Source organism: Micromonospora sp. DH13 (genome assembly GCF_020873825.1).
GTDB classification, from domain to species: domain Bacteria; phylum Actinomycetota; class Actinomycetes; order Mycobacteriales; family Micromonosporaceae; genus Micromonospora; species Micromonospora haikouensis.
The window spans coordinates 62,355-86,585 of record NZ_JAHWGR010000032.1 but is presented as its reverse complement, the minus strand read 5'-3'; the positions used below and the strand labels follow the sequence as shown (position 1 = coordinate 86,585).

Annotated in this window: 22 protein-coding genes; 8 read left to right on the top strand and 14 right to left on the bottom strand. The window is 74.6% G+C overall.

Features of this window, described 5'->3' with window-relative positions; all coding sequences use genetic code 11:
• Positions 1-166 precede the first annotated feature (166 nt).
• Positions 167-391 carry a zinc ribbon domain-containing protein gene (locus tag LPA42_RS26095; protein ID WP_091276636.1) on the bottom strand — a complete coding sequence of 75 codons (225 nt, stop codon included), beginning with the start codon at positions 389-391 and terminating at the stop codon, positions 167-169.
• A gap of 56 nt (positions 392-447) precedes the next feature.
• Between LPA42_RS26095 and LPA42_RS26090 the strand changes: the two genes are divergently transcribed.
• The 3 genes from LPA42_RS26090 to LPA42_RS26080 all read left to right on the top strand — a co-directional run bounded on the left by LPA42_RS26090 (position 448) and on the right by LPA42_RS26080 (position 6,269).
• Positions 448-1,797, top strand: coding sequence for a lytic murein transglycosylase (locus LPA42_RS26090; RefSeq protein WP_228986923.1), 1,350 nt, complete (start codon positions 448-450; stop codon positions 1,795-1,797).
• 89 nt (positions 1,798-1,886) lie between these two features.
• Positions 1,887-2,897, top strand: a complete 1,011-nt coding sequence (locus tag LPA42_RS26085) for an N-acetyltransferase (RefSeq protein WP_077938217.1) — start codon at positions 1,887-1,889, stop codon at positions 2,895-2,897.
• Positions 2,898-2,993: 96 nt separating this feature from the next.
• Positions 2,994-6,269, top strand: coding sequence for a lamin tail domain-containing protein (locus LPA42_RS26080; RefSeq protein WP_077938216.1), 3,276 nt, complete (start codon positions 2,994-2,996; stop codon positions 6,267-6,269).
• 57 nt (positions 6,270-6,326) lie between these two features.
• Here LPA42_RS26080 and LPA42_RS26075 read toward each other — a convergent pair whose 3' ends face one another.
• From LPA42_RS26075 to LPA42_RS26050, 6 genes are all read right to left on the bottom strand, one after another.
• Complete coding sequence (locus tag LPA42_RS26075) at positions 6,327-6,980, bottom strand: helix-turn-helix domain-containing protein (protein WP_077938215.1); 654 nt, start codon at positions 6,978-6,980, stop codon at positions 6,327-6,329.
• 344 nt (positions 6,981-7,324) lie between these two features.
• On the bottom strand, positions 7,325-8,308 hold the full coding sequence (gene hemB, locus LPA42_RS26070) for a porphobilinogen synthase (protein WP_077938214.1): 984 nt from the start codon (positions 8,306-8,308) through the stop codon (positions 7,325-7,327).
• 55 nt (positions 8,309-8,363) lie between these two features.
• Positions 8,364-9,944, bottom strand: coding sequence for a uroporphyrinogen-III synthase (locus LPA42_RS26065; protein ID WP_077938213.1), 1,581 nt, complete (start codon positions 9,942-9,944; stop codon positions 8,364-8,366).
• Positions 9,941-10,909 (bottom strand): hydroxymethylbilane synthase, encoded by a 969-nt coding sequence (hemC, locus tag LPA42_RS26060; protein WP_077938212.1) that lies wholly within the window; start codon positions 10,907-10,909, stop codon positions 9,941-9,943. The genes LPA42_RS26065 and hemC overlap by 4 nt, the downstream gene beginning before the upstream one ends.
• Positions 10,906-12,249, bottom strand: coding sequence for a glutamyl-tRNA reductase (locus LPA42_RS26055; protein WP_077938211.1), 1,344 nt, complete (start codon positions 12,247-12,249; stop codon positions 10,906-10,908). Before LPA42_RS26055 ends, hemC begins: the two co-directional genes overlap by 4 nt.
• Positions 12,246-13,019, bottom strand: coding sequence for a redox-sensing transcriptional repressor Rex (locus LPA42_RS26050; RefSeq protein WP_077938210.1), 774 nt, complete (start codon positions 13,017-13,019; stop codon positions 12,246-12,248). Before LPA42_RS26050 ends, LPA42_RS26055 begins: the two co-directional genes overlap by 4 nt.
• Before the next feature lie 387 nt (positions 13,020-13,406).
• On the opposite strand from LPA42_RS26050, the gene LPA42_RS26045 reads away from it, so the two are divergent.
• Both LPA42_RS26045 and LPA42_RS26040 read left to right on the top strand, forming a co-directional pair.
• Positions 13,407-14,702 (top strand): sensor histidine kinase, encoded by a 1,296-nt coding sequence (locus LPA42_RS26045; protein WP_228986922.1) that lies wholly within the window; start codon positions 13,407-13,409, stop codon positions 14,700-14,702.
• Positions 14,703-14,824: 122 nt separating this feature from the next.
• Positions 14,825-15,478, top strand: coding sequence for a response regulator transcription factor (locus LPA42_RS26040; protein ID WP_077938209.1), 654 nt, complete (start codon positions 14,825-14,827; stop codon positions 15,476-15,478).
• A gap of 36 nt (positions 15,479-15,514) precedes the next feature.
• On the opposite strand, the gene LPA42_RS26035 is transcribed toward LPA42_RS26040, so the two are convergent.
• Both LPA42_RS26035 and LPA42_RS26030 read right to left on the bottom strand, forming a co-directional pair.
• Positions 15,515-16,165, bottom strand: coding sequence for an HAD family hydrolase (locus LPA42_RS26035; protein ID WP_077938207.1), 651 nt, complete (start codon positions 16,163-16,165; stop codon positions 15,515-15,517).
• 127 nt (positions 16,166-16,292) lie between these two features.
• Positions 16,293-16,547: a glutaredoxin family protein gene (locus LPA42_RS26030; protein WP_043965311.1), complete on the bottom strand. Its 255-nt coding sequence runs from the start codon at positions 16,545-16,547 to the stop codon at positions 16,293-16,295.
• Positions 16,548-17,121: 574 nt separating this feature from the next.
• Between LPA42_RS26030 and LPA42_RS26025 the strand changes: the two genes are divergently transcribed.
• The 3 genes from LPA42_RS26025 (at position 17,122) to LPA42_RS26015 (ending at position 20,533) form a co-directional block, all read left to right on the top strand.
• Positions 17,122-18,090 (top strand): ECF subfamily RNA polymerase sigma factor, BldN family, encoded by a 969-nt coding sequence (locus LPA42_RS26025; protein ID WP_091276667.1) that lies wholly within the window; start codon positions 17,122-17,124, stop codon positions 18,088-18,090.
• Positions 18,091-18,514: 424 nt separating this feature from the next.
• On the top strand, positions 18,515-19,423 hold the full coding sequence (locus LPA42_RS26020; RefSeq protein WP_077938198.1) for a DUF5667 domain-containing protein: 909 nt from the start codon (positions 18,515-18,517) through the stop codon (positions 19,421-19,423).
• Positions 19,424-19,675: 252 nt separating this feature from the next.
• A complete protein-coding gene (locus LPA42_RS26015; RefSeq protein WP_228986929.1) occupies positions 19,676-20,533 on the top strand; it encodes an HAD family phosphatase in 858 nt (285 codons plus the stop codon).
• A 46-nt stretch (positions 20,534-20,579) separates the two neighbouring features.
• Here the strand turns inward: LPA42_RS26015 and LPA42_RS26010 are convergent, their stop codons facing one another.
• The 5 genes from LPA42_RS26010 to LPA42_RS25990 all read right to left on the bottom strand — a co-directional run bounded on the left by LPA42_RS26010 (position 20,580) and on the right by LPA42_RS25990 (position 24,147).
• Positions 20,580-21,476: a lysophospholipid acyltransferase family protein gene (locus tag LPA42_RS26010; RefSeq protein WP_077938205.1), complete on the bottom strand. Its 897-nt coding sequence runs from the start codon at positions 21,474-21,476 to the stop codon at positions 20,580-20,582.
• Positions 21,477-21,691: 215 nt separating this feature from the next.
• A complete protein-coding gene (locus LPA42_RS26005; protein ID WP_077938204.1) occupies positions 21,692-22,765 on the bottom strand; it encodes an NAD-dependent epimerase/dehydratase family protein in 1,074 nt (357 codons plus the stop codon).
• 124 nt (positions 22,766-22,889) lie between these two features.
• Positions 22,890-22,991: an AURKAIP1/COX24 domain-containing protein gene (locus LPA42_RS26000; RefSeq protein WP_007465623.1), complete on the bottom strand. Its 102-nt coding sequence runs from the start codon at positions 22,989-22,991 to the stop codon at positions 22,890-22,892.
• A gap of 285 nt (positions 22,992-23,276) precedes the next feature.
• A complete protein-coding gene (locus tag LPA42_RS25995; protein ID WP_007073166.1) occupies positions 23,277-23,486 on the bottom strand; it encodes a helix-turn-helix domain-containing protein in 210 nt (69 codons plus the stop codon).
• A gap of 508 nt (positions 23,487-23,994) precedes the next feature.
• A complete protein-coding gene (locus tag LPA42_RS25990; RefSeq protein WP_158229432.1) occupies positions 23,995-24,147 on the bottom strand; it encodes a hypothetical protein in 153 nt (50 codons plus the stop codon).
• Between the last annotated feature and the right edge of the window lie 84 nt (positions 24,148-24,231).

The following is a 24,231-nucleotide window of genomic DNA, read 5'->3' as shown; positions in this document are numbered from 1 at the left end:
GTGAGAACGGATGGGCGAAATCCGCCCCAAGGTGCCAACCGGGGCCGGAAACGGCAGGACCCGGGCCGTTACGGCCCCGTCGGGCCAGGTCGGGCGGGCCTGGGCCGGACGCGACGGGTCGGCCCGGGGGCCGGGGTCGTCCGGGGCGGGGCCGTTCGGGGCGGGGTCAGCAGCCGCACCCGCCACCGCAGCAGCCGCCACCGCCGCCGGCGGAGGGGGCCGGTGCGGCCGCACCCGCGCCGCCACGGCCGGTCACGGCCACGGTGGACAGGAGCTTGACGGTGTCGGCGTGCCCGCTCGGGCAGGACGCCGGCGCACCGGCCTGCGCCATCGGACGGTTGACCTCGAAGGTGTCGCCGCACGCGCGGCAGCGGAACTCGTACCGGGGCATGGCACCAGGGTACGGCCGGGCCTGACTCCGGGCGGGACATGGGTGATACTCGACGGGTGGTGGACGGCGAGGACAGAGCGACGGTTCGGCCCCTGCGACCGGCCGCGCCGCCCGAGGGCCCGGGTGGTGTGCCGCCACGCGCCCGGGTGCCCCGCCCCCGCCGACCCTGGCTGCGGGGCGAGTCGCCCGCCGACGCCCCACCGCCCACCGCAGCCCCGCCGACCGCCGACGCCCCGCCGCCGGCCGAACCGGAGCCGGCGAAGCCCGAACCGGTGAAGACGGAGCCGGCCGAGCTGAAGACGGAGCCGGCCGAGCCGACGGCGAAGGAACCGGCCGAGCCGGAAGCGAACGAGACGACCAAGTCGACGGCGAAGGAAGCCACCGAGCCGGAGGCGGAGAAGCCGGCCGAACCGGAGGCCGAGCCGGAGAAGCCGGCCGGGCCCGGGGCGGCGAAGCCGACCGGGGCGGCCCGCCGGCGTCGGGTGCCGTTCGCCCACGCCGTACGCATGCCGCCGCCCCGGCAGGCGGCGGTCGCCGCCGCCCGCGCCACCCGGGCCTGGTCCCGCCGCCCGAGCGGCCGGCTCACCCTGCCCGGCCTGTTCCTGCTCGCGCTGGTCGCCGGCACGGCCGCCGCCGGGGCGCTGCTGGTGCCGGCGTCCGCGCCGAAGCCCCGCCCGGTGGCGGTGGACGGCACCGCCGGCACGCCGGGGGCCGGCACGGCGACGCCGCAGGGCGGGCTGCTGCCCGGCGGGTCGGCCACCCCTCTGCCGCCCGGCGCGACGGCGGTGCCCGGCGCGAGCGCGGGGCCGGTCGTGCCGGTGCCGAACGGCCGGCCGGCGGACGCGCTCGCCGCGTGGGCCCAGCAGACCGGGGCGAAGGTCGGCATCTCGCCGGTGGCCATGCAGGCGTACGGGTACGCCGAGCTGGCGCTCGCCCAGACCACCCCGGGCTGCCGGCTGAGCTGGACCACCCTCGCCGCGATCGGGTACGTCGAGTCGAGCCACGGCCAGGCCAACGGCGCGACCCTGGGCCCGGACGGGCAGGCGCTCCCGGAGATCATCGGCGACGCGCTCGACGGCAAGGGCGGGCGGCAGCGGATCACCGACACCGACCGCGGGCTGTACGACGACGACACCGTCTACGACCGGGCGATCGGGCCGATGCAGTTCATCCCGACGACCTGGCAGGAGATCGGCGCGGACGCCGACAACGACGGGCGCAAGAACCCGCACGACCTGGACGACGCGGCCCTGGCCGCCGGCAACTACCTGTGCAAGGGCGGCCGGAACATGACGGTCCCGGGCGACTGGTGGGGGGCCATCCTGTCGTACAACGACGTGCGCCGCTACGCCCAGGACGTCTTCGACAAGGCCAACGAGTACGGGCTGGCCAGCCGCCGCCTGTGAGGTGACCGCCGGGCCCGCGGGAGAAACCGGGCGCGTCCAGGAACTGGACACTTCCGTCAAGCTGCCGTAAGCGGCAAGCTAGACGGGTGATGGTGCGCGAATGGGACCCCCGGACCGCGTCGCCCGCCGAGCTCGCGTCGCTGCTGGACACGCTGAACGCGGTGCTGGCGGCCGACCTCCCGCAGGACCCGCCGTGGCGGGGGACCCACCTGCGGGAATACCTCTCCGAGGTGATGCCCGGCGAGCGGCGGATCTCCTGGGTGGCCCAGGCCGACCCGGCCGCCGGTGGCGCGCCCGGCCCGATCCTCGGCCACGTCCACGTGCTGCTGCTCGGCGACATCGGCGTGCTGGAGGTGCTGGTGCATCCGTCGGTGCGCCGCACCGGCCTGGGCCGGGACCTCGCCCGGATTGCCGCCCGCCGGGTCTACCAGGAGGGCTTCCAGTCGATCGGGGTCGAGGTCGTCGGCGGCACCCCGGCCGTGGCGTTCTACGAGGCGTTGGGCTTCTCCCGGGAGTACGTGGAGACCCGCAGTGTGCTCGACCTGTCCGGGGTGGACTGGTCGGCGCTGGCCGAGATGGCCACGGGAGTCGGCGCGGGATACCAGGTCCGGTTCTGCCCGGGCGGCCCGCCGGACGACCTCATCGAGGCGTACGCGCGGGCGAAGGCCGAGGTGCGCGACGTGGACGACGGCGAGCTGCGCCCCAGCTCGTACGACCCGCAGCGGCTGCGGGACAGCCTGGCCACACTGCACCGGCGCGGCATGAAGCCGTACATCGTGCTCGCCACCCACGACCGCACCGGGGAGGTGGCCGGGCTGACCGAGGTGGTGGTGCCGGCGCAGCACCCCACCCGGGCCGACCAGTACGACACGATCGTGGTGCAGGAGCACCGGGGCTACGGCATCGACCGGGCGATCAAGGCCCGGATGCTGCTGGAGCTGCGCTCGGCCGAGCCCACCCTGACCGAGGTGCAGACCTGGAACGCCCAGGCCAACGAGGCGATGCTGAAGGTCAACGCCGAGCTGGGATACCAACCGGACCGGGAGTGGTGCGAATACGGCGTGGACGTCGCCGAGCTGGTGCACCGCCTCGGCGGCTGAGTCGGCTATTCACCAAAGCGCCCCGTGGGGGATGGACGGCGGACAGCGCCGCCGCTTAACGTGCGTTCGTTCACGTCCACCCATCGTGGAGGCCCCATGCGCCCGCGCCGCAGAACTGCCGCGCTCGCGACCGCCGTAGCCGTCACCATCCCGGTCATCGGCGTCGCACCCACCGCGGCCAGCGCCGCGCCCACCGACCTGTTCATCTCGGAGTACGTCGAAGGCTCGTCCAACAACAAGGCGATCGAGCTGTACAACGGCACCGGTGCCCCCGTCGACCTCACCGCCGGTGGTTACCAGCTCCTGCTCTACTTCAACGGCAACACCACGGCCACCTCCCTGGCCCTCACCGGGACGGTGGCGGCGGGCGACACGTTCGTCTTCGCCGCCGCCTCGGCCGCGCCGGCGATCCTCGCCCAGGCCGACCAGACGACCACCGCCAGCCTGTTCAACGGCGACGACGCGATCGTGCTGCGCCGGGGCACGACGGTGCTCGACTCGATCGGTCAGGTCGGCGTCGACCCGGGCACCGAGTGGGGCAGCGGCCTGACCAGCACCGCCGACAACACGCTGCGGCGGCTGCCCACGGTCACCTCCGGCGACACCGACCCGTCGGACGCCTTCGACCCGGCCGCGCAGTGGGCCGGCTTCGCCACCGACACGTTCGACGGGCTGGGCGCGCACACCGTCGACGGCGGCGGCCCCGTCGACCAGCCCGCCACCGTCACCTGCGGCGGGGCGCTGACCACGTCCGCCGGCACCGCCGCCAGCCGCGAGGTCACCGCCACCGACCCGGACGACACGATCGTCGACCTGGCGGTCACCTCGGTCGCGCCGGCCCCGGCCACGGGCACGATCAGCCGCACCGGGTTCACCCCGGCCGACGCCGTCGGCGGCACCGCCCGCGCCACGGTCGCCACCAGCGCCGACCTGGCCGCCGGGGCGTACACCGTGACCGTGACGGCGACCGACGCGGACGGCGCCACCGCCACCTGCGCGCTGGCCGTGGCCGTGACCCGGGAGCTGACCGTCGGGGAGGTGCAGGGCCCGACCACCGACGCCGAGTCCGGCCCCGCCGACCGGTCGCCGCTCGCGCCGGCCTCGGGCAACGGCACGAGCAGCACGCTGTACGACGTGCGGGGCGTGATCACCCAGCGCACCCTGGCCCGGACGTCGGCCGGGGCCGACCAGTACGGCTTCTTCCTGCAGAGCCGCGCCGACGACACCGACGGCGACCCGAACTCCTCCGACGGCGTCTTCGTCTTCATGGGCGCGTTCACGTCGCTGATCGGCGGCTACGTGCCGACGGTGGGCGACGAGGTGGTGCTGCGGGCCCGGGTGTCCGAGTACTACAACATGACCCAGCTCTCCGGGGCCTCCCTGGTGCGCAAGGTCGCCTCCGGGCTCGACGTGAACGCCGTCGTCGCCGTCGACGACGCGGTGCCCCCGGCCGACCTGGCCGCCGCGCAGCGGTTCTGGGAGCGGCACGAGGGCGCGCGGGTGCGGGTCCGGGCCGGCAGCGGCGCGGTGAGCGGCCGGGACGTGTTCGCGTCCACGGCCGACTCGGAGGTGTGGGTGGTCGACCGGGACGACCCGCTGCTGGGCCGCGCCGACGCGTACGCCCGCCGGGTGTTCCGCGACGCGCACCCGCTGGACAACGACGCGACCCGCCGCTTCGACGACGGCAACGGCCAGCGGATCATGCTGGGCACCATGGGCGTCAAGGCCACCGCCGGGGACAACGCCGCGCTGCTGCCGCCGGCCCGGACCTTCGACACCCTCACCGAGGACGCGTACGGCGCGCTCTACTTCTCCTTCGAGAAGTACGGCGTCCAGGTCGAGCGGGCCGCCTTCGCGGCCGGGGCCGACCCGTCGAAGAACAACCCGCCGCAGCCGGCCGACCGGTCGCGGGAGATCGCGGTCGCCACGTACAACGTGGAGAACCTGTACGACTACCGGGACGACCCGTTCGACGGCTGCGACTTCACCGGCAATGCCGGCTGCACCGGGGTCAGCCCGCCGTTCGACTACGTGCCGGCCAGCGAGGCCGACTACCGGGAGCACCTGACCGCGCTCGCCGACCAGATCCGCACCGACCTGCACGCGCCGGACCTGATCCTGGTGCAGGAGGCCGAGGACCAGGACATCTGCTCCGTCTCCGGCGGCGCGCTGGTGTGCGGCGACACGAACGACGCCGACGGCGCGCCGGACACCCTCCAGGAGCTGGCGCTGGCCGTGGCCGCCGCGGGCGGGCCGGCGTACGCCGCCGCGTACGACCGGACCGGCGCGGACGCGCGGGGCATCACCGCCGGGTTCCTGTACCGCACCGACCGGCTGTCGCTGCCCGAGGCGACCGCCACCGACCCGCTGCTCGGCTCCGCGCCGACGGTGCCGTACCGGTCGGCGGGGCTGCCGTCCAACGCGGACGTGCAGAACCCGAAGGCGCTCAACGCGGTGCTGCCGGCCGACACCGACACCTCCACCGGCAAGGACGGTAACAACGTCTACACCCGGGCCCCGCAGCTTGGCAGGTTCTGGGTCAAGGCGGCCCCGGGCTCGTCCGAGGGCTACCACCTGTGGGCGCTGAGCAACCACTTCTCGTCCGGGCCGGACAGCCGGGTCGGCCAGCGCACCGAGCAGGCCCGCTACGGTGCCGCGCTGGTCACCGCGATCCACAACGCGGACCCGAACTCCCGGGTGGTGTACGGCGGGGACCTGAACGTCTTCCCCCGCCCCGACGACCCGATCGCCACCGGGGCCGACCCGACCCCGTCGGACCAGCTCGCCGCGCTCTACGACGCGGGCCTGCACAGCCTGTGGGACGACCTGGTCGCCGAGGTGCCGTCGTCGGCGTACTCGTACAGCTTCCAGGGGCAGGCGCAGACGCTGGACCACCTGTTCGTCAACGACGCGCTGCGCGACGACCTGGTCCAGGTGCGGGCGGCGCACGTCAACGCCGACTGGCCGGCGGAGTTCACCGGGGACGGGTCGCGCGGCTCCAGCGACCACGACCCGCAGGTGGCCCGGTTCCGCTCCCGCGCGTCGCTGAGCGTCGCCGACGCCACGGTGGTCGAGGGCGACAAGGGCACCCGCCCGCTCACCTTCACCGTCACCGTGTCCCGGCCGCTGTCCCAGCCGGCCCTGATCTGCGCCGCCACCTACGGCACCACGGCGCAGGCCGGGTCGGACTACGAGCCGTACGTCGGTTGCAAGGTCCTCGCGGCCGGGCAGACCTCGCTGAACTTCGCGGTCACCGTGCGCGGTGACCGCAAGCGCGAGGCCGACGAGAAGGTGAACCTGCTCGTGGCCGGCGTGCCCGGCCTGCACCTGGCCGACCCGCTGGCCGTCGGCACCATCGCCAACGACGACTGACCCGCACGGCGGCCCCACGGCGGCCCGTCACCCGGCTCCTGGCCGGGCGGCGGGCCGTCAGCCGTACGGGGGGACGGCGCGCGGCGGTGGCGGCACGTGCCTGAGCTTCGCGACCCGGACCTCCCACCGGCTGCGGCGGCGCATCGCGTCCCGGTAGGAGCGGTTGCGGTAGAAGGTCTCCGGCGGGCGGGCCAGGCCGTAGACGTCGGCCCACCACTCCCCCGGCTCGGGGTCGAGAATGGTGTCCAGGTGTGACGGGTAGCGCCGCTCGGCCCCGTCGCGGGCGTCGTCGCGGTCGCGCATCGGCTGGAGCACCCGGCCGAACTCGTCCACCACGGCCAGCCGGAAGCCCGCCGCCGCGAGAAGCCGGCGCAGCACGGCGATGCTGGGGGTCAGCGCGCCGGCCTCGATCCGCCCGATCGTGGACGGGTGCACCCCTGCGTAGGCGGCCAGCTCGCGTTGGCTGGCGTCGGCCCGCCGCCGCACGGCCCGGATGATGCCGGCCGCCGGCCACGGGATGTCGAACGGCTCGGTCAGCATCACCGGCGGCTCGTCGCCGGCTGTGGGCTCGCCGGCTGCCGGGTCGGCGTCCGTGGCCCCGCCGGCTGTCGGGTCGGCGTCCGTGGCCTCGCCGGCTGTCGGGTCGCCGGACTCGGCGTCGTCGCCTCCGGGGGCGTCGTCCGGCTGTTGTGGCGCAGTGTGGGCTGCCATGGGTTCACGTTCCCCGGCCGCGCGGACCGGTCGCAACCCCGCCCCGCGCGGCTGTGGATAACCGGGCGTCTGGCGGTAACCCCGCCGTCCGCAGCGGCTGCGGATGTGGCTGGGCTGTGGCCGGGGACCGGCGTGAGGGCCGGGGCCGATCGCGGCGCAGGCAACCACTCCCCTCGGCCCCTTTGCTCTGCACCCACCGACGCAGCAGTCACCCTAGGTGAGCGTTGCGCCCGTGGGTGCAGAGCAAAGGGGGCGGAAAAGAGGGTTGGGGCCCGACGCAAAGGGCGCACAAAAGGGACAGCAGGGAGCGGAAGGGAAACGAGGGCGCGCAGCCCCAGATGCGCTCAGTAACGCTCGCGGAGCAGGCGGGCGGCCTCGACCGCCCAGTAGGTGAGGATGATCTGCGCCCCGGCGCGCCGGATCGAGGTCAGTGTCTCCAGCATGACCCGCTCCCGGTCGATCCAGCCGTTCGCGGCGGCTGCCTCGACCATCGCGTACTCGCCGGAGACCTGGTAGGCGGCGACCGGGACGTCGACCGCCGCGCGCACCGCCGCCACCACGTCGAGGTAGGGCAGGGCCGGCTTGACCATCACGATGTCGGCGCCCTCGGCGACGTCGAGCGCGACCTCGCGCAGCGACTCCCGCAGGTTCGCCGGGTCCTGCTGGTAGGTGCGCCGGTCCCCGTCGAGGCACGACTCCACCGCGTCCCGGAACGGGCCGTAGAAGGCGGAGGCGTACTTCGCCGCGTACGCGAGCACCGCCACGTCGGTGTGACCGGCGGCGTCCAGGGCCCGGCGGACCACGCCCACCTGCCCGTCCATCATCCCGGACGGGCCGACCACCCCGACCCCGGCGGCGGCCTGGGCCACCGCCATCTCGGCGTACGCGGCGAGGGTGGCGTCGTTGTCCACCTCGCCGTCGGGGGTGAGCAGGCCGCAGTGCCCGTGCGAGGTGAACTCGTCCAGGCACAGGTCGCTCATCACCACGGTCGCGTCGCCCACCTCGGCGACCACGTCGGCGATGGCGACGTTGAGAATGCCGCCCGGGTCGATGCCGCCGGAGCCCCGCTCGTCCCGCGTCGCCGGCACCCCGAAGAGCATGATCCCGCCCACGCCGGCCTGCACCGCCTCGGCGGCGGCCTTGCGCAGCGAGTCCCGGGAGTGCTGGAGCACCCCCGGGAGCGACGCGATCTGCCGCGGCTCGGTCAGCCCCTCCTTGACGAACATCGGCACGACCAGCTCGGCCGGGTCGACGCGGGTCTCGGAGACCAGCCGCCGCACGGCCGCGTTGCGGCGCAGCCGGCGGGGCCGGATCTCGGGGTACGGCATGAGGGGCCTCCCTGAACGAGCTGGACGAACCGTGCGAGCCGCGCAGCCGGTGCGGCTAGCGGAACCGCAGGGCGGTCGGCCCCTGCACCTTCGAGCCCCGGCGCTGCTTGGCCGGCATGGCGGCCAGCTTCTCGCGCAGCTCGACGGCGTAGGCGGCGAGCGCCTCCACGAGATCGGGCACCGAGGCGTGCTGAGGCTGGACGTCGACCCGCAGGCCGAACTCCGTCGCGGTCTCCGCCGTCTTGGGCCCGATGACCGCGACAACGGTACGCGCGTGCGGCTTCCCGGCGATGCCGACCAGGTTCCGGACCGTGGAGGACGAGGTGAACAGCACCGCGTCGAACCCGCCCGACTTGATCGCGTCCCGGATCTCGGCGGGCGGCGGGGCGGCCCGGACCGTGCGGTACGCGGTCACGTCGTCGACCTCCCAGCCGCGCTCGGTGAGCCCGGCGGCGAGGGTCTCGGTGGCGATGTCGGCGCGCGGCAGCAGCACCCGGCCCACCGGGTCGAGGATCTCGTCATGCGGCGAGAACTCGGCGAGCAGCCCCTCGGAGGACTGCTCCCCGGCGGGGACCAGCTCCGGCTGGATGCCGAACGCGCGCACCGCGTCGGCGGTGGCCTCGCCGATACAGGCGATCTTGACGCCGCCGAAGTGCCGGGCGTCCAGGCCGTGCTCGGCGAACTTCTCCCACACCGCGCGGACGGCGTTGACCGAGGTGAAGACCACCCAGGCGTACCGGCCGTCGACCAGGCCCTTGACCGCCCGCTCCATCTGGGCGGGGGTACGCGGCGGCTCGACCGCGATGGTCGGCACCTCGCACGGGATCGCCCCGTACGCGCGCAGCCGGGCGCTCATCACCCCGGCCTGCTCCTTGGTGCGCGGGACCAGCACCTTCCAGCCGTACAGCGGGCGGTTCTCCCACCAGCTCATCTTGTCGCGCTGGCCGACGCCCTCGCCGACGGTGAGCACGACCCGGCCGGTGAAGCCGAGCGCCGCCGCGACGAACGAGTCGACGGTCGACGTGGTCGTGTACTGGGTCTCCCCGGTGCCGTCGCCGGTCACCCCGACGCCGGTGGCGCCGTCGACCCCGGCGGCGAGCAGGCCGTCGCGGATCGCGGCCAGGTCACCGGCGTCCACGGCGAGCGCCAGCGAGCCCCGGCCGACGGCGGCGGCGAGCGCGTCGAAGTCCAGCGTGGTGACGTCCTCGACATCGGCGGCGGTGCGTACGCCCGGCAGCGGCACGCCCGCGTAGGTGGCGACGCCCTCGGCCTGCCCGACGCCCGGCACCACCTCAAAGTGCGCGGCGGTCCGGGCGACCGCCTGCACCTCCTTGACCACGGAGTCGTGGCCGAACGGGTCCCCGGCGACCAGGTGCACGGCGTTCAGGCCGGACCTCGCGGCCGAGATCAGCACCTTCGCCACGTCACCCGGCACGCCCTCCGCCGGGGAGAACTGGGCATCGGACTTGGCCTGGGCGCGCACGGCGTCGAGCAGCGACTCGGGGACTCCCCGGTCGTATACCACCTGGTCGGCGTCGACCAGGGCGTCGTGCGCCCGGCGGGTCAGCAGGCCCGGGTCGCCGGGGCCGGCCCCGACGAACGCGATACGGCCGACGGGCTTACGGGTGCGGGTCATTCTGTGCTCCCAAATTGCTGGGTCCCCGGACCGGCGTTTCCTTCGTGGCCGAGGATCGAGTCGGCGCCGAGTTCGAGGAGTTCGGCGGCGAGTGCCTTGCCGATCTCCGCCGCGTCGGCGGGCGTTCCGGTGCGGGACAGCCGGAGGTCTCGCGTGCCGTCCGGGCTGATCACCGCCCCGCGCAGGTAGATCTCATCGCCGGCGTCGCCTTCGGCGAGTTCCGCATAGGCGGCGACGGGTGCGCTGCACCCGGCCTCCAGGGTGGCCAGCAGCGCCCGTTCCGCGATGACCGCGGCCCGGGACGGTGCGTGGTCGAGCACCGCGAGCAGCTCGACCAGGTCGGTGTCGTCGGCCCGGCACTCCACGGCCAGCGCGCCCTGGGCGGGCGCGGGCAGCATGAGCATCGGGTCGAGCGTCTCGGTGATCACGTCGGTGCGGCCGATCCGGGCGAGCCCGGCCCGGGCCAGGACCACGGCGTCGAGGTCGGCGTCCGGGCCGAGGACCCGCGCCAGGCGGGTGTCGATGTTGCCGCGGATCGGGGTGACCTCCAGTTGCAGCCCGAGTGCGTGCAGCTGGGCGATGCGACGCAGCGCGCCCGTGCCGACCACGGCGCCGGGCGGCAGCTCGGCGAGGGTACGTCCGCCCTTGGCGACCAGCGCGTCGCGCGGATCCTGGCGGGGCGGCACCGCCGCGACGTGCAGCCCGGGGGCCGCCGCGGTGGGCAGGTCCTTGTAGGAGTGCACCGCGAGGTCGATGGTGCGGGCGGTCAGGGCGTCGCGCAGCGCGGAGACGAAGACGCCGACGCCGAGCCGGTGCACGGGGGCGGACGAGCGGTCGCCGGCGGTGACCACCTCGACGAGTTCGACCTCGCGGCCGGTCGCCTCGGTGAGCGCCGCGGCGACCTGGCCGGACTGGGCCATCGCCAGCGTGCTGCCCCGGGTGCCGAGGCGCAGGGGGGCGGTCATCTCTCGCCTCCGGGGTACGGGGTGGGGTCGGTGTCGACCACGTCGGGGACGGTGTCGACGGGGGACGTCTGCGGGACCTGGAGGTCGAACAGCTCGCGCAGCAGCGCCGCGTACTGGTCGCCGCCGGGCTCGGCGGCGAGCTGGCGGACCCGCACGGTGGGCTGGTGCAGCAGCCGCTGCACGACCCGGTGCACGGTGCGGGCCACGTCGGCGCGCTGGTCGTCGCTGAGGTCGGGGCGGCGTTGGGCCAGCCGGCGCAGCTCGGTGGCGACCACGTCCTCGGCCCGGCCGCGCAGGGCGGCCACGGTCGGGGCCACGTCGGCGCCGCGCAGCCAGGTGAGGAAGGACTCCACCTCGGCGGTGACGATCCGCTCGACGGCGGCGGCCTCGGCGGCGGCGGGACCGCCGGCCAGGACGGCCGCCATCCGGTCGATGTCGATCACCTCGACGCCGGGCAGCCCGGCCACGCCGGCCTCGACGTCGCGGGGGACGGCGAGGTCGAGCAGCACGAGCGGGCCCCGGTCGGGGTCGCGGTCGGCGAGCGCCCGGGTGACCACCTCGCGGGTGAGGACCGGTTCAGTGGCCGCGGTGGCGGCCACTACGATGTCCACTGTGGAGAGCACGTCGGTCAGCCCGGCCATGGGCGCGGCGCTGGCCCCGTACGACTCGGCCAGCCGCACGGCCCGGTCGGCCCCCCGGTTGGTCACGGTGAGCGGCCCCGCGCCGAGCCGGGAGAGCGTCGCCACGCCCAGCGCGCCCATCGCGCCGGCGCCCACCACGAGGGCCGGGCGGCCGGCGAGCGCGCCGTCGAGGTGGCCGGCGGCCAGGTCGAGCGCGGCGCTGACCACGCTCTGGCCGGCCCGGTCGATCCCGGTCTCGGCGTGCGCGCGCTTGCCCACCCGCAGTGCCTGCTGCATCAGCTCGTGCAGCAGCCGGCCGGCGGAGTCGGCGCCGCTGGCCCAGTGGTATGCGTCGCGGAGCTGGCCGAGGATCTGCGCCTCGCCGACGACCATCGAGTCCAGCCCGGCGGCGACCCGGAAGACGTGGTCGACGGCGGCGGCGTCGTAGTGCACGTAGAGGTGGTTGGCCAGGCTCGCGGGCAGGGTGCCGGCCTGCTCGGCGAGGACGGCGCAGATGTCGCCGAGGCCGCCGTGGAAACCGGACACGGCGGCGTAGACCTCCACCCGGTTGCAGGTGGAGACCAGGACGGCCTCGCTCACGTACGGCTGGGCGAGCAGGTGGTCCAGGGTGCGGGTGAGGTCGGCCGGGCCGACCGCCAGCTGTTCCAGGGTGGCGACGGGAGCGGTGCGGTAGGACGCGCCGACGACGAGCAGTTTCACGTGCCGATCGCCTCCTGGGGGTCGGTGGCGGCGAGCCCGCCGGGCAGGGCCGTGAGGGCGGTGCCGCCGGTGGCGGGCAGCGCGGTCAGCGACGCCTTGCGGTGCTCGTGGAAGGACAGGATCTGCAGCTCGATGGCGAGGTCGACCTTGCGCACGTCGACCCCGTCCGGGACCGAGAGTACGCACGGCGCGAAGTTGAGGATGCTCGTCACGCCGACGGCGACGAGCTGGTCGGCGACCGCCTGGGCGGCCCGGGCCGGGGTGGCGATCACGCCGATCGCGATCGGCTCCTCGGCGGCGATGCGGGGCAGCTCGTCGACGTGCCGCACGACCAGGCCGTTGATCTCCTCGCCGACCCGCCCCTGGTCGGCGTCCAGCAGGGCGGCGATGCGGAAGCCGCGGCTGGCGAAGCCGTCGTAGCCGGCGAGGGCGTGACCGAGATTACCCACCCCGACCAGGGCGACGGCCCGCCGCTGGGTGAGCCCGAGCACGAACTCGATCTGCTCGACCAGCAGGGCGACGTCGTAGCCGACCCCGCGGGTGCCGTAGGAGCCGAGATGGGACAGGTCCTTGCGGAGCTTGGCGGAGTTGACCCCGGCGGCGCTGGCCAGGCCCTCGCTGGAGACGGTCTCGTGACCGGACTCGGCGAGGTTGTGCAGGGCGCGGAGGTATTCGGGCAGCCGCGCGACGGTCGCCTCGGGCAGGTCCGGGAGCGCCGGTACGGCACCGGCGCGGCCGGACGCGCCAGGGTGACGGTGCTGCTGACTCATGAGACTCCGTGCGGTGCGATCCTCGGCCGGCTTCAGCGGCCTGCCGTATCGGGACTCCCGCTGGCGACCGAGATTGCCGGCTGTGCTAGCAGGACGCGTCGGAACTACAGAGTAGGCGCTTGTGAAGACACGCACAAATCGCGATCTTGAAGACCAGCGACCCGCCTCCACCTGCCCCTCCACCCCCCAAGATCGATCCGGCGCCTCGCGTGGCCCGCGCCGATTATTGCTCATTCCCGACTTCCGTCACCAATCGCGCGAGCGCCGCGCCCGCCGCCGGCCCGTCCCGCCCAGCGGCGCGCCCGGCCGGCGGTAGGGCTGGCACCACCAGCAAGAGGACGGCCGACGGGATTCCGACGGCGGGGCCGACGTCCCTAGCCTCGAACCATGACCGCCGCCACCACGGCCGAACCGGCCGCCCTCCCGCCCAGCGTCCCCCGCCAACTCCTGCGCGACTCCGGGTACGTGCTGCTCGGCCTCCCCCTCGCCGTGGCCGGCTTCGCGGTCCTGGTGGCGGGGCTGGCGCTGGGCGTGGGACTGGTGGTGACCGTGATCGGCCTGCCCGTCCTCGCCGCCACCCTCTACGCCGCCCGGGGCTTCGCCGACGTGGAGCGGCTGCGGCTGACCGCCGTGCTCGGGCAGGACCGGGTGCGGCCCGAGTACCGCCGGGCCGAGGCGGGTGCCGGCGCCTGGCGGCGGATCCTCGTACCCATCGGGGACGTGCAGTCCTGGCTCGACCTGACCCACGGCATCTTCAACCTGGTCGTGGCCCTCGTCACCTTCGTGGTGACCGTCACCTGGTGGGCCGCCGCGCTCGTCGGCACGCTCTACTCGGTCTACGACTGGGCGCTGCCGCACCCGCCCGACGACCAGCCCCTCAGCGAGTTGCTCGGCCTGGGCGACTCGGCCGCCGCCCGGATCGCGATCAACACCGCCGCCGGACTGTTCTTCCTGGTCACCCTGCCGCTCGTGGTGCGGGGGTGCGCGCGCCTGAAGGCCGGCTTCGCCCGCGCGCTGCTCACCGGGGTGGCCGAGATGCGCAGCCGGATCACCGTCCTGGAGGAGCGGCGGCGGGCGGCCGCCTCCGCCGAGGCCACCGCGCTGCGACGGCTGGAACGCGACATCCACGACGGCCCCCAGCAGCGCCTCGTCCGGCTCGCCATGGACCTCAGCCGGGCCCGGCACCAGCTCGCCGACGACCCGGAGGCCGCCGGCCGGACCCTCGACGAGGCCGTAGCCCAGACCCGGGACACCCTCGCCGAGCTGCGCGCCCTGTCCCGGGGCATCGCCCCGCCGATCCTGGTCGACCGGGGTCTGCCCAGCGCCCTGGCCGCCCTCGCCGGACGCGGCCTGATCCCGATCGAACTGCGCCTCGACCCCCGGCTGGACGCCCCGGGCGGGCGACTCGACCCGGCCGTGGAGAGCACCGCCTACTTCGTGGTCGCCGAGGCGCTGACCAACGTGGCCAAGCACAGCGGGGCGACGGAGTGCCGGGTCGAGGTCACCCACGCCGACGACCGGCTGGTGGTCGCCGTCGCCGACGACGGCCACGGCGGCGCGCACCTGGCCAAGGGGCACGGCCTGACGGGAATCTCCGACCGGGTGCGCGCGGCGGGCGGCCGGCTCGACGTGCTCAGCCCGGCCGGCGGGCCCACCGAGGTCCGCGCGGACCTCCCGCTGTGACGACGGCGATCCCGGCGGCCACCGGCGACGGCACCGCAGGCGCTCCCCGCGACACCCCCGACAGCGCCGCAGGCGCTCCCGGCGACGCCGTCGAGGGCCACGGCGTGATAGACAGCAGCATCATGCGGGTGGTGATCGCCGACGACGCCGTGCTGCTCCGGGAGGGGCTGGTCCGGCTGCTGACCGAGCGCGGGCACGAGGTGGTGGCCGCCGTCGGTGACGGCGACGCCCTGGTCGGGGCGGTCGTCGCCCACCGGCCCGACGTGTCGATCGTCGACGTGCGGATGCCGCCGTCGCACACCGACGAGGGACTGCGCGCCGCGGTCGAGGCCCGCCGCCTCGTCCCCCGTACGCCGGTCCTGGTGCTGTCCCAGTACGTCGAGGTGTCGTACGCCGACGACCTGCTGGCCACCACCGGCGGGGGCGGCGGCGGGGTGGGCTACCTGCTCAAGGACCGGGTGGCCGACATCGACGACTTCCTGGACTCGCTGGCCCGGGTCGCCTCCGGCGGCACCGTGCTCGACCCGGAGGTGGTCGGCCAGCTGCTGGTCCGCCGGCGGCGCGACGACCCGCTGCGGGAGCTGACCCCGCGCGAGCGCGAGGTGCTGGCCCTGATGGCCGAGGGGCACTCCAACACCGCCATCGCCCGGGCCCTCGTGGTCACCGACGGCGCGGTGGAGAAGCACGTCCGCAACATCTTCACCAAGCTCGGCCTGCCCCCGGACACCGCCCAGCACCGGCGCGTCCTGGCCGTCCTCGCCTACCTGCGCGGCTGACCGCCGCACCGCCCTTGCGCCCAGCCGGCCTCGCGGTCAGTGCAGGGCGGCGGCCAGGGCAACGGCCTCGGTGAGCGTGTCGGCCACCGGGTGGCCGGAGGCCCGCAGCCGGGTCGCGTCGGTGAAGCCCCCCGTGTACAGCACCGCCCGGCCGCCCACCGACTCGGCGGCGTCGGCGTCATCGATCGAGTCCCCGATCAGCACCACCGCCCGGCCGTCCAATCCCAGCTCGGACAGGTGCTTGGCCAGCGACTCGGCCTTGCGGTCGCCGCCGACGGTGGCGCGCAGCCCGTCGACCCGGGCGAACCGCCCCGTCAGCCCGTAGGAGTGCACGGCGGGCACCAGCTCGTCGTGGAACCACATGGACAGCAGGGACTGGCTGCCCGGCCAGGTCGACATCGCCGCCGCCGCGTCGTCGGCGAGCGCGCAGGTGGTCAACCCGCTGCGGTACGCGTCGTGGAAGATCCGGTCCAGCTCGCCGAACGCCTCGTCGTCGACCGCCCGGCCGAGCACCCCGGCGTAGTAGTCGGCGATCGGGCGGCGGAACCGCACCCGGTGCTCGTCCGCGGTGACCGCCGGCCCGCCCACGCTGGCGAACGCCGCGTTGGTGGCCGCCACCACCAGGTCGAGGTCGTTGAGCAGGGTGCCGTTCCAGTCCCAGACGAGGTGGGGGCGCGCAGAGGTCATCCGAGCACGATAGGCGGCGGACGGCCACCGTGGGGACCGCCGGGTCTCCGTCGATGCGGCGGGCACGGTCGGAGCTGCGGGATCGCGGTCAGCGCGGCGGGGCGCGGTCGGAGCTGCGCCGCCGCGGTCAGAGCTGCGGGGTGGTCAGGTCCCGCAACAGCCGCTCCTCCTCCACCCGCCAGTACCCGTGCTCCTTGCCGTCGAGCAGCACCACCGGCAGGCGGTCGCCGTACTCGCGCTCCAGCTCGACGTCGGTGGTCACGTCCTTCTCGATCCACCGGTCGCCGGTGACCGCGACCACCCGGCCGAGCGCCGCCTTCGCGTCCTCGCAGAGGTGGCAGCCGGGGCGGGTGATCAGGGTGAGCCGGGCGTCACTGGACATCGGGAAACCTCCGTGCGGGTGTCAGCCGGGACCGCCCTGCGGCGGCCCGCGCCCGGACAGTCTCCCCCGACCCGTCGGTGCGACACACCCGGTACCGCCGACTCGGCCACGCACCGTACGCGGACGCGCCCCTGCGGACGCGCGGGAGCGCCGGCGCCACCCCGTGCGGGCAGGCGTCGCAGCCGTCGTCCCGGCCCCTCGCCGAGCGGGCCGATCGGGCGCTGAGCTGGGGTTATCCCTAACCAGCCCGACGCGCGAAAGTCAACCTCCCCCGACGGACAACCGGTCCGGCACCGGTGCGACCGGGAAGCAAATACTTCTGCTCTGTGTAACGGACTTGCCACGCGCGGGTGACGTTGGCCCTATTATCACTCGGGTCGACTCACCCCATTTGCCGTGAGTCGACACCCCTCAGCCCGAGGAGGCCCCCCGTGCCTGTGAGCGCATTGGACCCGTACCTCAAGGGGATCTGCCGCCCGTCGGCACGTCCCGGACGAGCCCTGACCGACGGCCCCGGCCGCGCCCGCGCCGGGGCGCCCCAGCGGTCCGCGGCGACCCCGATTGGGGAGGCACGGTGACCAGTTTCGGCTACGCGCAACGACCGGTCGGGCTGGCCGCGGCGGCCCGTGCCGTCCTCAACGAACGGCTGGGCGTCGGCCGGAGCCCCGCGGACGACGGGTCCAGCCTCGCCGTACGCGGCGACGGGGCATCCAGACGGTTACGCAACCGGTCCCATCACAACGAGGCGCTGCCCCGTCCGGCGACGCCGGGGGGCAACGGCGGACGGGTCGCGTCACCCGCCCGGCCGACCATGCCGGCGCAGGGCCGGCGCAGTGGCGACACGCCGCCGGTGACCGATCCGTCGGCCGGCGAGACGGCGGTGCTGCCGGCGGTGCCGGCCGGTCCGCCCCCGCCGCCCCCCGGGCCCCCGGGCGGCGGCACGCCGACGGGCTTCCCGAGCCGCCCCGACCCGTCCGACCCGGCCACCGAGGTCTGGAAGCTGGTCGAACGCGCCCAGGCCGGCGAGGCCGAGGCGTTCGGGCTGATCTACGACCGGTACGTCGACACCGTCTTCCGGTTCGTCTACTTCCGGGTGGGCAACCGGCAGCTCGCCGAGGACCTCACCTCCGACACCTTCCTGCGGGCCCTCAAGCGCATCGGCAGCTTCACCTGGCAGGGCCGGGACCTCGGCGCGTGGTTGGTCACCATCGCCCGGAACCTGGTCGCCGACCACTTCAAGTCCGGCCGGTACCGGCTGGAGGTCACCACCGGCGACGTGCTGGACGCCGACCGGGAGGACCGCGGCCCCGAGGGCAGCCCGGAGGCGGCGGTCGTCGAACACATCACCAACGTCGCCCTGCTCACCGCCGTCAAGCAGCTCAACCCGGAACAGCAGGAGTGCATCGTGCTGCGGTTCCTCCAGGGCTTCTCGGTGGCGGAGACGGCGCGGGCGATGGGCAAGAACGAGGGCGCGATCAAGGCGTTGCAGTACCGCGCGGTCCGCGCGCTGGCCCGGCTGCTGCCGGACGGCTTCCAGCCCTGACCGCCGCCACCGGCTGCGCCCTTCCGCCTCGCCCCGCCCGTCCCACCCCGCGTGCCACCCCGCCCGGCGGTTCGTCCTCCCCCGCGCGAGGCCGACCGCCCGGCCGGCGGCGTCCGCGAGGGGTCCGGCCCCGACGGCGGTTCACGCCCGTACGCCAGCCGGGGCGCGCGGCGCGGACGGGAGCGCCGACCGCGGCGGCGTGATGGCCATCACTCTTCGTGATTTCGCTCCCGTCGGCCCCGTAACCCGTGCCCGGGGCGGAGCGTTTCTCCCGGTGCGACCGGTGGTTCTCCGGCATTCCCGGGCCCGACGGTCCGGACAGCGCAGCCGCCACAAGCTTCGTCCTGGGTGCACGCTGCCGCCGGTCGCTGGTGCCGACAGCGGCCGACCGACCGGCCGCCACCAGCGAGAGGAGGTGCCTGCGGTGACCAGCAACCTCTTCTCCCGCCGGCGCGCCGAGCGCTTCGCGCAGCTTCTCGACGAAGCCAACGGCGGCCGACGTCACCACGTCCGGTCCCGGGCCGACGATCATCTCGCCGCGCTCGTCGCGGTCGGCCGGCAGCTCAACGCCGACCCTCCGCCCGTCGCGGTGGACCCCGACTTCCGCACCGGCCTGCGGGCGATGCTCGTCGCCGCCGCCGAGCGGGAGGGCGTCGGGGCCGGTGCCAGCGCCCCGGAGGCCGCGCCGGCCGCCCGACGGGGCGGACTCGGTCAGCGCGGCACCGTCGGCGCCGGCCCACGCGGCCCGTTCCTGCCGGCCGTGACCGCCCGCCGGGCCCGGGCCCGGGGTGCCATTCTCATCGGCGTGACCGCCGGCGCGATCGCCGTCTCCGGCATCTCCGCCGCCAGTGAGAACGCCGTGCCCGGCGACGCCCTCTACGGGATGAAGCGCTCGACCGAGCGCGCCCAGCTCGCCCTGGCCAGCTCGGATCTCAGCCGCGGCCAGCTCTTCCTCGACTTCGCCCGCACCCGGCTCGGCGAGGCCGCCGCGCTGCGCGGGGACCGGCTCGGGTTCGACGCCGTCCTCGACGACATGGACTCGGACACCCGTCAGGGCGTACGCCTGCTCACCACCACGGCTGCGCAGCGCTCCGACCCGGCGGGTCTGGACTCGGTGAACGCCTTCGTCACGGGGCAGCGCCGCGCGGTCGGTGACCTGCTCGACGGGGCCAGCCGCGCGGAGCGGGACCGGGTCCGCGAGTCGATCGCCCTGCTCGACGCGATCCGCAAGCGCTCCGACGGGCTGCGCGCCGCCATCGAGTGCGAGTTGCCCGCGCCCGCCGGCAGCGACGCGCTCGGCCCGACGCCGACGGCCTGCCCCGGCGACCGCTGAGCGCCCGATCTCCCGCTTCGCGGCTTTCCTGCTTCCTACTTCCTGCTCCCGCTGCGTTCCCAGCGTCGCCTGCTGTTAGGAAGGGGCCCCTCTACACCGTTATGCGTTAACAAGGTGCCCTTCCTTACCGAGCAGCGCGCGCCACAGTTCTCGCCGTGGCAGGTGGGGCGACCAGGACGCCCGGCTACGCTCGCGGGGAGGCACTCGTCGGGGTCGTCGAGCGAGGGAGGTCGGGTGGCCCGCAACGGCAGGATGACGGTCAGCACCGACCGACGCGGTCACACCGCCGGCTGGGCCGAGACCGACGCCGCGCCCGCCACCCCGGTTGCCCCCGATCCGACCGCCGCGGCCTTCTTCGACGTGGACAACACGATGATGCAGGGCGCCTCGATCTACTGGTTCGCCCGCGGGCTCGCCGCCCGCAACTACTTCACCACCGGGGACCTGGCCCGGTTCGCCTGGCAGCAGTTGCGCTTCCGGGTGCTCGCCACCGAGCACGCCGGGGACATGTCACAGGCGAAGGAGGCGGCGCTCGCGTTCATCGAGGGCTGGCGGGTCGACGACGTGGAGCGGCTGGCCGAGGAGATCTTCGACGAGCTGATGGCCCCCCGGATCTGGGCCGGCACCCGCCGGCTGGCGCAGCGCCACCTGGACGCCGGGGAGCGGGTCTGGCTGGTCAGCGCCGCGCCGGTCGAGATCGGCCGGGTGATCGCGTCCCGGCTGGGGCTGACCGGGGCGATCGGCACGGTCGCCGAGGTGGTCGACGGGGCGTACACGGGACGGTTGGTGGGCGACCTGATGCACGGGCCGGCCAAGGCAGAGGCGGTTACCCAGCTCGCCGCCGTCGAGGGGCTGGACCTGGCACGCTGCTCCGCCTACAGCGACTCCGCCAACGACCTGCCGATGCTGTCAGCCGTGGGCCGGGCGGTGGCCGTCAACCCGGACGGCGCCCTGCTGCGGCAGGCCCGGCGGCGGGGCTGGGAGGTACGCGACTTCCGCACCGGCCGGCGGGCCGTGAAGATCGCGGTGCCGTCGACGGCAGCGGCCGGGCTGCTCGCGGGCGCGGTCGGCGCCGGGATGGCGCTGCAGAAGCGCCGCCGCCTCCGCTGACGACCCGCCGCCCCGCGCCCGGTGGGGCGCGACGGATGCCGGCGGGTCAGGGGCCGAACGGGTCCGGGCGGCGTTCCAGCAGGCTGTAGAGGGTCTGCTGGATGGTCTCCCGCACCTGGTCGGCGAGGTTGAACACGACCAGCGGGTCATCGGCCGAGTCGGTCAGGTGCGCGGTCGGGATCGGCGGGCAGAACTCGATGAGCCACTTGCTGGGCAGCGGCACCATCCCGAGCGGGCCCAACCACGGGAACGTCGGCGTGACCGGGAAGTATGGCAGCTTGAGCAGCCGGGCGAGGGGCTTGATGTCGGCGAGCATCGGATAGATCTCCTCGCCGCCGACGATCGCCACCGGCACGATCGGGGTGCCGGTGCGCAGCGCCGCCGAGACGAACCCGCCCCGGCCGAAGCGTTGCAGCTTGTAGCGGTCGGAGTAGAGCTTCCCGACGCCCTTGAACCCCTCGGGGAAGACGCCGACGACCTCGCCGGAGCGGAGCAGCCGCTCGGCGTCGGGGTTGCAGGCGACCGTACCGCCGGTCTTGCGGGCGATCTCGGACACCACCGGCATCCGGAACACCAGATCCGCGCCGAGCAGCCGCAGGTAGCGGTGGGCCGGGTGCTGGTCGTGCAGGGCGGCGGAGAGGATCAGCGCGTCCAGCGCCACCGTGCCGGAGTGGTTGCCGACCACCAGGCCGGCACCGTCGGCCGGCACGTGCTCCAGCCCGGTCACCTCCGTGCGGAACCAGTCCCGGTAGAGCAGCCGCAGCATCGGGTGGAAGACGGACTCGGTCAGCTCCGGGTCGAACCCGAACTCGTCCACCTGGTAGTCGCCGGAGAGCCGCCGACGCAGGAACGCCAGACCCGACGCGACCCGCCGGTCCCACACGTCGCCGGGCTGGTCCGGCACCGCCGCGTCCCGTGGGGCCCGCGCCGCCGACCCCGGCAGCTCCCGCTCCGCCGCCTCGGGCAGCTCCCGCTCCGCCGGCTGGTCCCGCCGGGTCGGCTGCGGGTCCGCCGGGCCACTGGCGGGGTCAGCGGCGGGCCCCGGGGCAGGGTGATGGCCGTTGCGCCGCGCCGGCTCCGCGCCCGGACCGGCCACCACCAGCGGTACGTCGTACCGGCCGTTGGCTCCGGCGCGCCCGCGCTCCTCGTCCGGCGGGGTCACGACCGCTCCCGCGCAACCGCGCGCACCTGGCGGATGCCGTCGAGGACGGCCCGCTCGGCGGCGGCCAACTGTTCCCGGGTGACCACCACGCCGCCCTGGTGGGCGCGGATGAAGTCGTCGAACGCGGCGGCGGTCGAGCGGGGCGCGAAGCCGTACTCGCGTTCGAGGGCGGAGGTGTCCACGACCCGACCGTGCACGAAAAGGTCGACCTGGTCCAGGCCGTACCGGCCGAAGCCGAGGCTGCGGGCCAGCGCGACGGCCCCGGACAGGCCCGGCTCGAACACCGGCACCCCGACCCGCCCGGCCCGCCTGATCGCCTGGGACAGCGACAGCACACCCGGCCCGGCGACGTTGAACGTGCCCGGGTGCTCCTCGGCGACCGACCGGTGCAGCACCTCCAGCGCGTCGTCGAAGTGCACGAACTGCAACCGGGGGTCGCGCCCGAAGACGGTGGGGACGAACGGCTGGGAGAAATACCTGGTGAGCGTGGTGTCGGCGGTGGAGCCGATGAACGGGGCGAAGCGCAGCACCGTGGCGGTGACGTCGGGCCGGCGGCGGCGGAAGCCGCGAACGTACCCCTCGATGTCGAGGATGTCGCGGCCGAAACCGCCGCGCGGCACCTCGCGCGGCTCGGTCTCCTCGGTGAAGACGGCCGGGTCCCGGAACGACGCCCCGTACGCGGCGGTCGACGAGCGGACGACGAGCTTGCGCAGCCGGGGCGCCCGCTGGCAGGCGGCGAGCAGCTGCATGGTGCCGATGACGTTCTGTTCCTTCATCGCCGACCGGCCGCCCTGCTGCGAATCGGGGGCGGTGACGAGGGCGAGGTGCACCACGGCGTCGACGTCGAGGTCGGCGAGGAGGCCGCCGAGCGAGCCGAGGTCGAGCCGGATGCGCTCGACCCGGTCGAGCAGGCCGGCCACCTCGGGGTTGGGGGCGCTCGGGTCGACGCCGATCACCCGCTCGATGCGGGAGTCGGCGGCGAGCCGGGCGGCGACGTGCGCACCGAGGTATCGGTTGACCCCGGTGACGACGACCACCCCCGGGGCACCTGGGGTGCCACCGGGGGTCACGTCGTGCACCTACCCCGGCAGATGGGATCGAGCCGGGGCAACCGCGGCCTGATCACCTGAGCCTCCGAGGGTCGACTGTTGGCAAGCGACACGGGGTGCCGGGCCACGGTGGGCCCGGCCCCGGTCACTTGCCGAGACGGCGACGCTGGACGCGGGTCTTGCGCAGCAGCTTGCGGTGCTTCTTCTTAGCCATGCGCTTGCGGCGCTTCTTGACCACCGAGCCCATACGACGACAGCCTTTCGATGCAACGTGCGGGGCGGACCGGATGACACCACGTGGTGGCGTCGAGGGCCGCTTGCGGACAACGGGCCGGACCAGCTGGCGTGCGGCGGGCGCACCGGTGTGCGGTCACGGTCCGGTCCAGGGTAGCGGGAGAGGCTCAGCAGGACCAACGCGCCCCCGTCGATGCCCGTTACGTCGCACTCGGTGCCCTTTGCGGGGCGGCGCTCCGTGTCGTGTGCGGGGCGGCGCCCCGTGTCCTCGGCGGGTGGCGGAACAGCGGCAGGCGGATCAGGCGGTCTCCTGGAACGCACCCCGGAGATACTCGTGCACCGCGTGCTCGGGCACCCGGAACGACCGGCCGACCCGCACGGCGGTCAGCTCACCGCTGTGCACCAGCCGGTAGACCGTCATCTTCGACACCCGCATCACCGTCGCCACCTCGGCGACGGTGAGGAACCTGACCTCCGACAGCCTGCCGTCGGACTGCGAACCGGTCATGGCCCACCGCCCCATCCCATGCCCCGGCGCGTGCCGCCGGACGGGATCCTCCCGCCAGGACGGGCTACGCGCGTGTTACCAGTACGGTAGCGGGACGGCTGTGACCGGCGCGATCCCTTCGCGCATGTTGATCACGCCGGAGACGGGTTTCCCCCGACCGTGGCCTGCCGTTCTCGCCCCGCCCGGGACCGGTCGGGGCCGCCTGGGGCCGGCGTCCGGTTGGGCTTACGCCATGTCGGCGACATTGCGGTATCCGGGCACCCCTGACCCCGCCATGTCGCCGACATGGAGTCGATCAAGGCACCCGGTGGCCCCGGCGGCGCCACCGGAGCCACCGGGCGGGGGCCCCGGGGCCGCTTCCGGACGCGGACCGGGGCCCCGCACTGGGAGCGCTTCAGTGTCGCAGGTGCCCGAGCTAGCCCGCACAGCGGTCGATCATGAACGTCGAGCACCAGCACTGTCACCACAGGTGGGACACTCGTGCCTACCGTTAACTTCGGCGGAAGAGTCAGTCGCCCGAAATCCAAACGTATCCCCTGGACTTGATCGCCTGATCGAAAATCGCCTTTAGCGTCGATACATCGGCTTCAAGGTCAGGGCGAGGATCGGCCCGCGCATCTAATTCAGCCTTCAGCTGACGCAGCTGGATCGTGTTAAACATCGTGTCGCCATATGGGTGGACGTTCGCCAGGAGCGAGCTATCCCTGCAGCCTTCGATTACCCTCTCAAGGGATTCCCCAGCCGC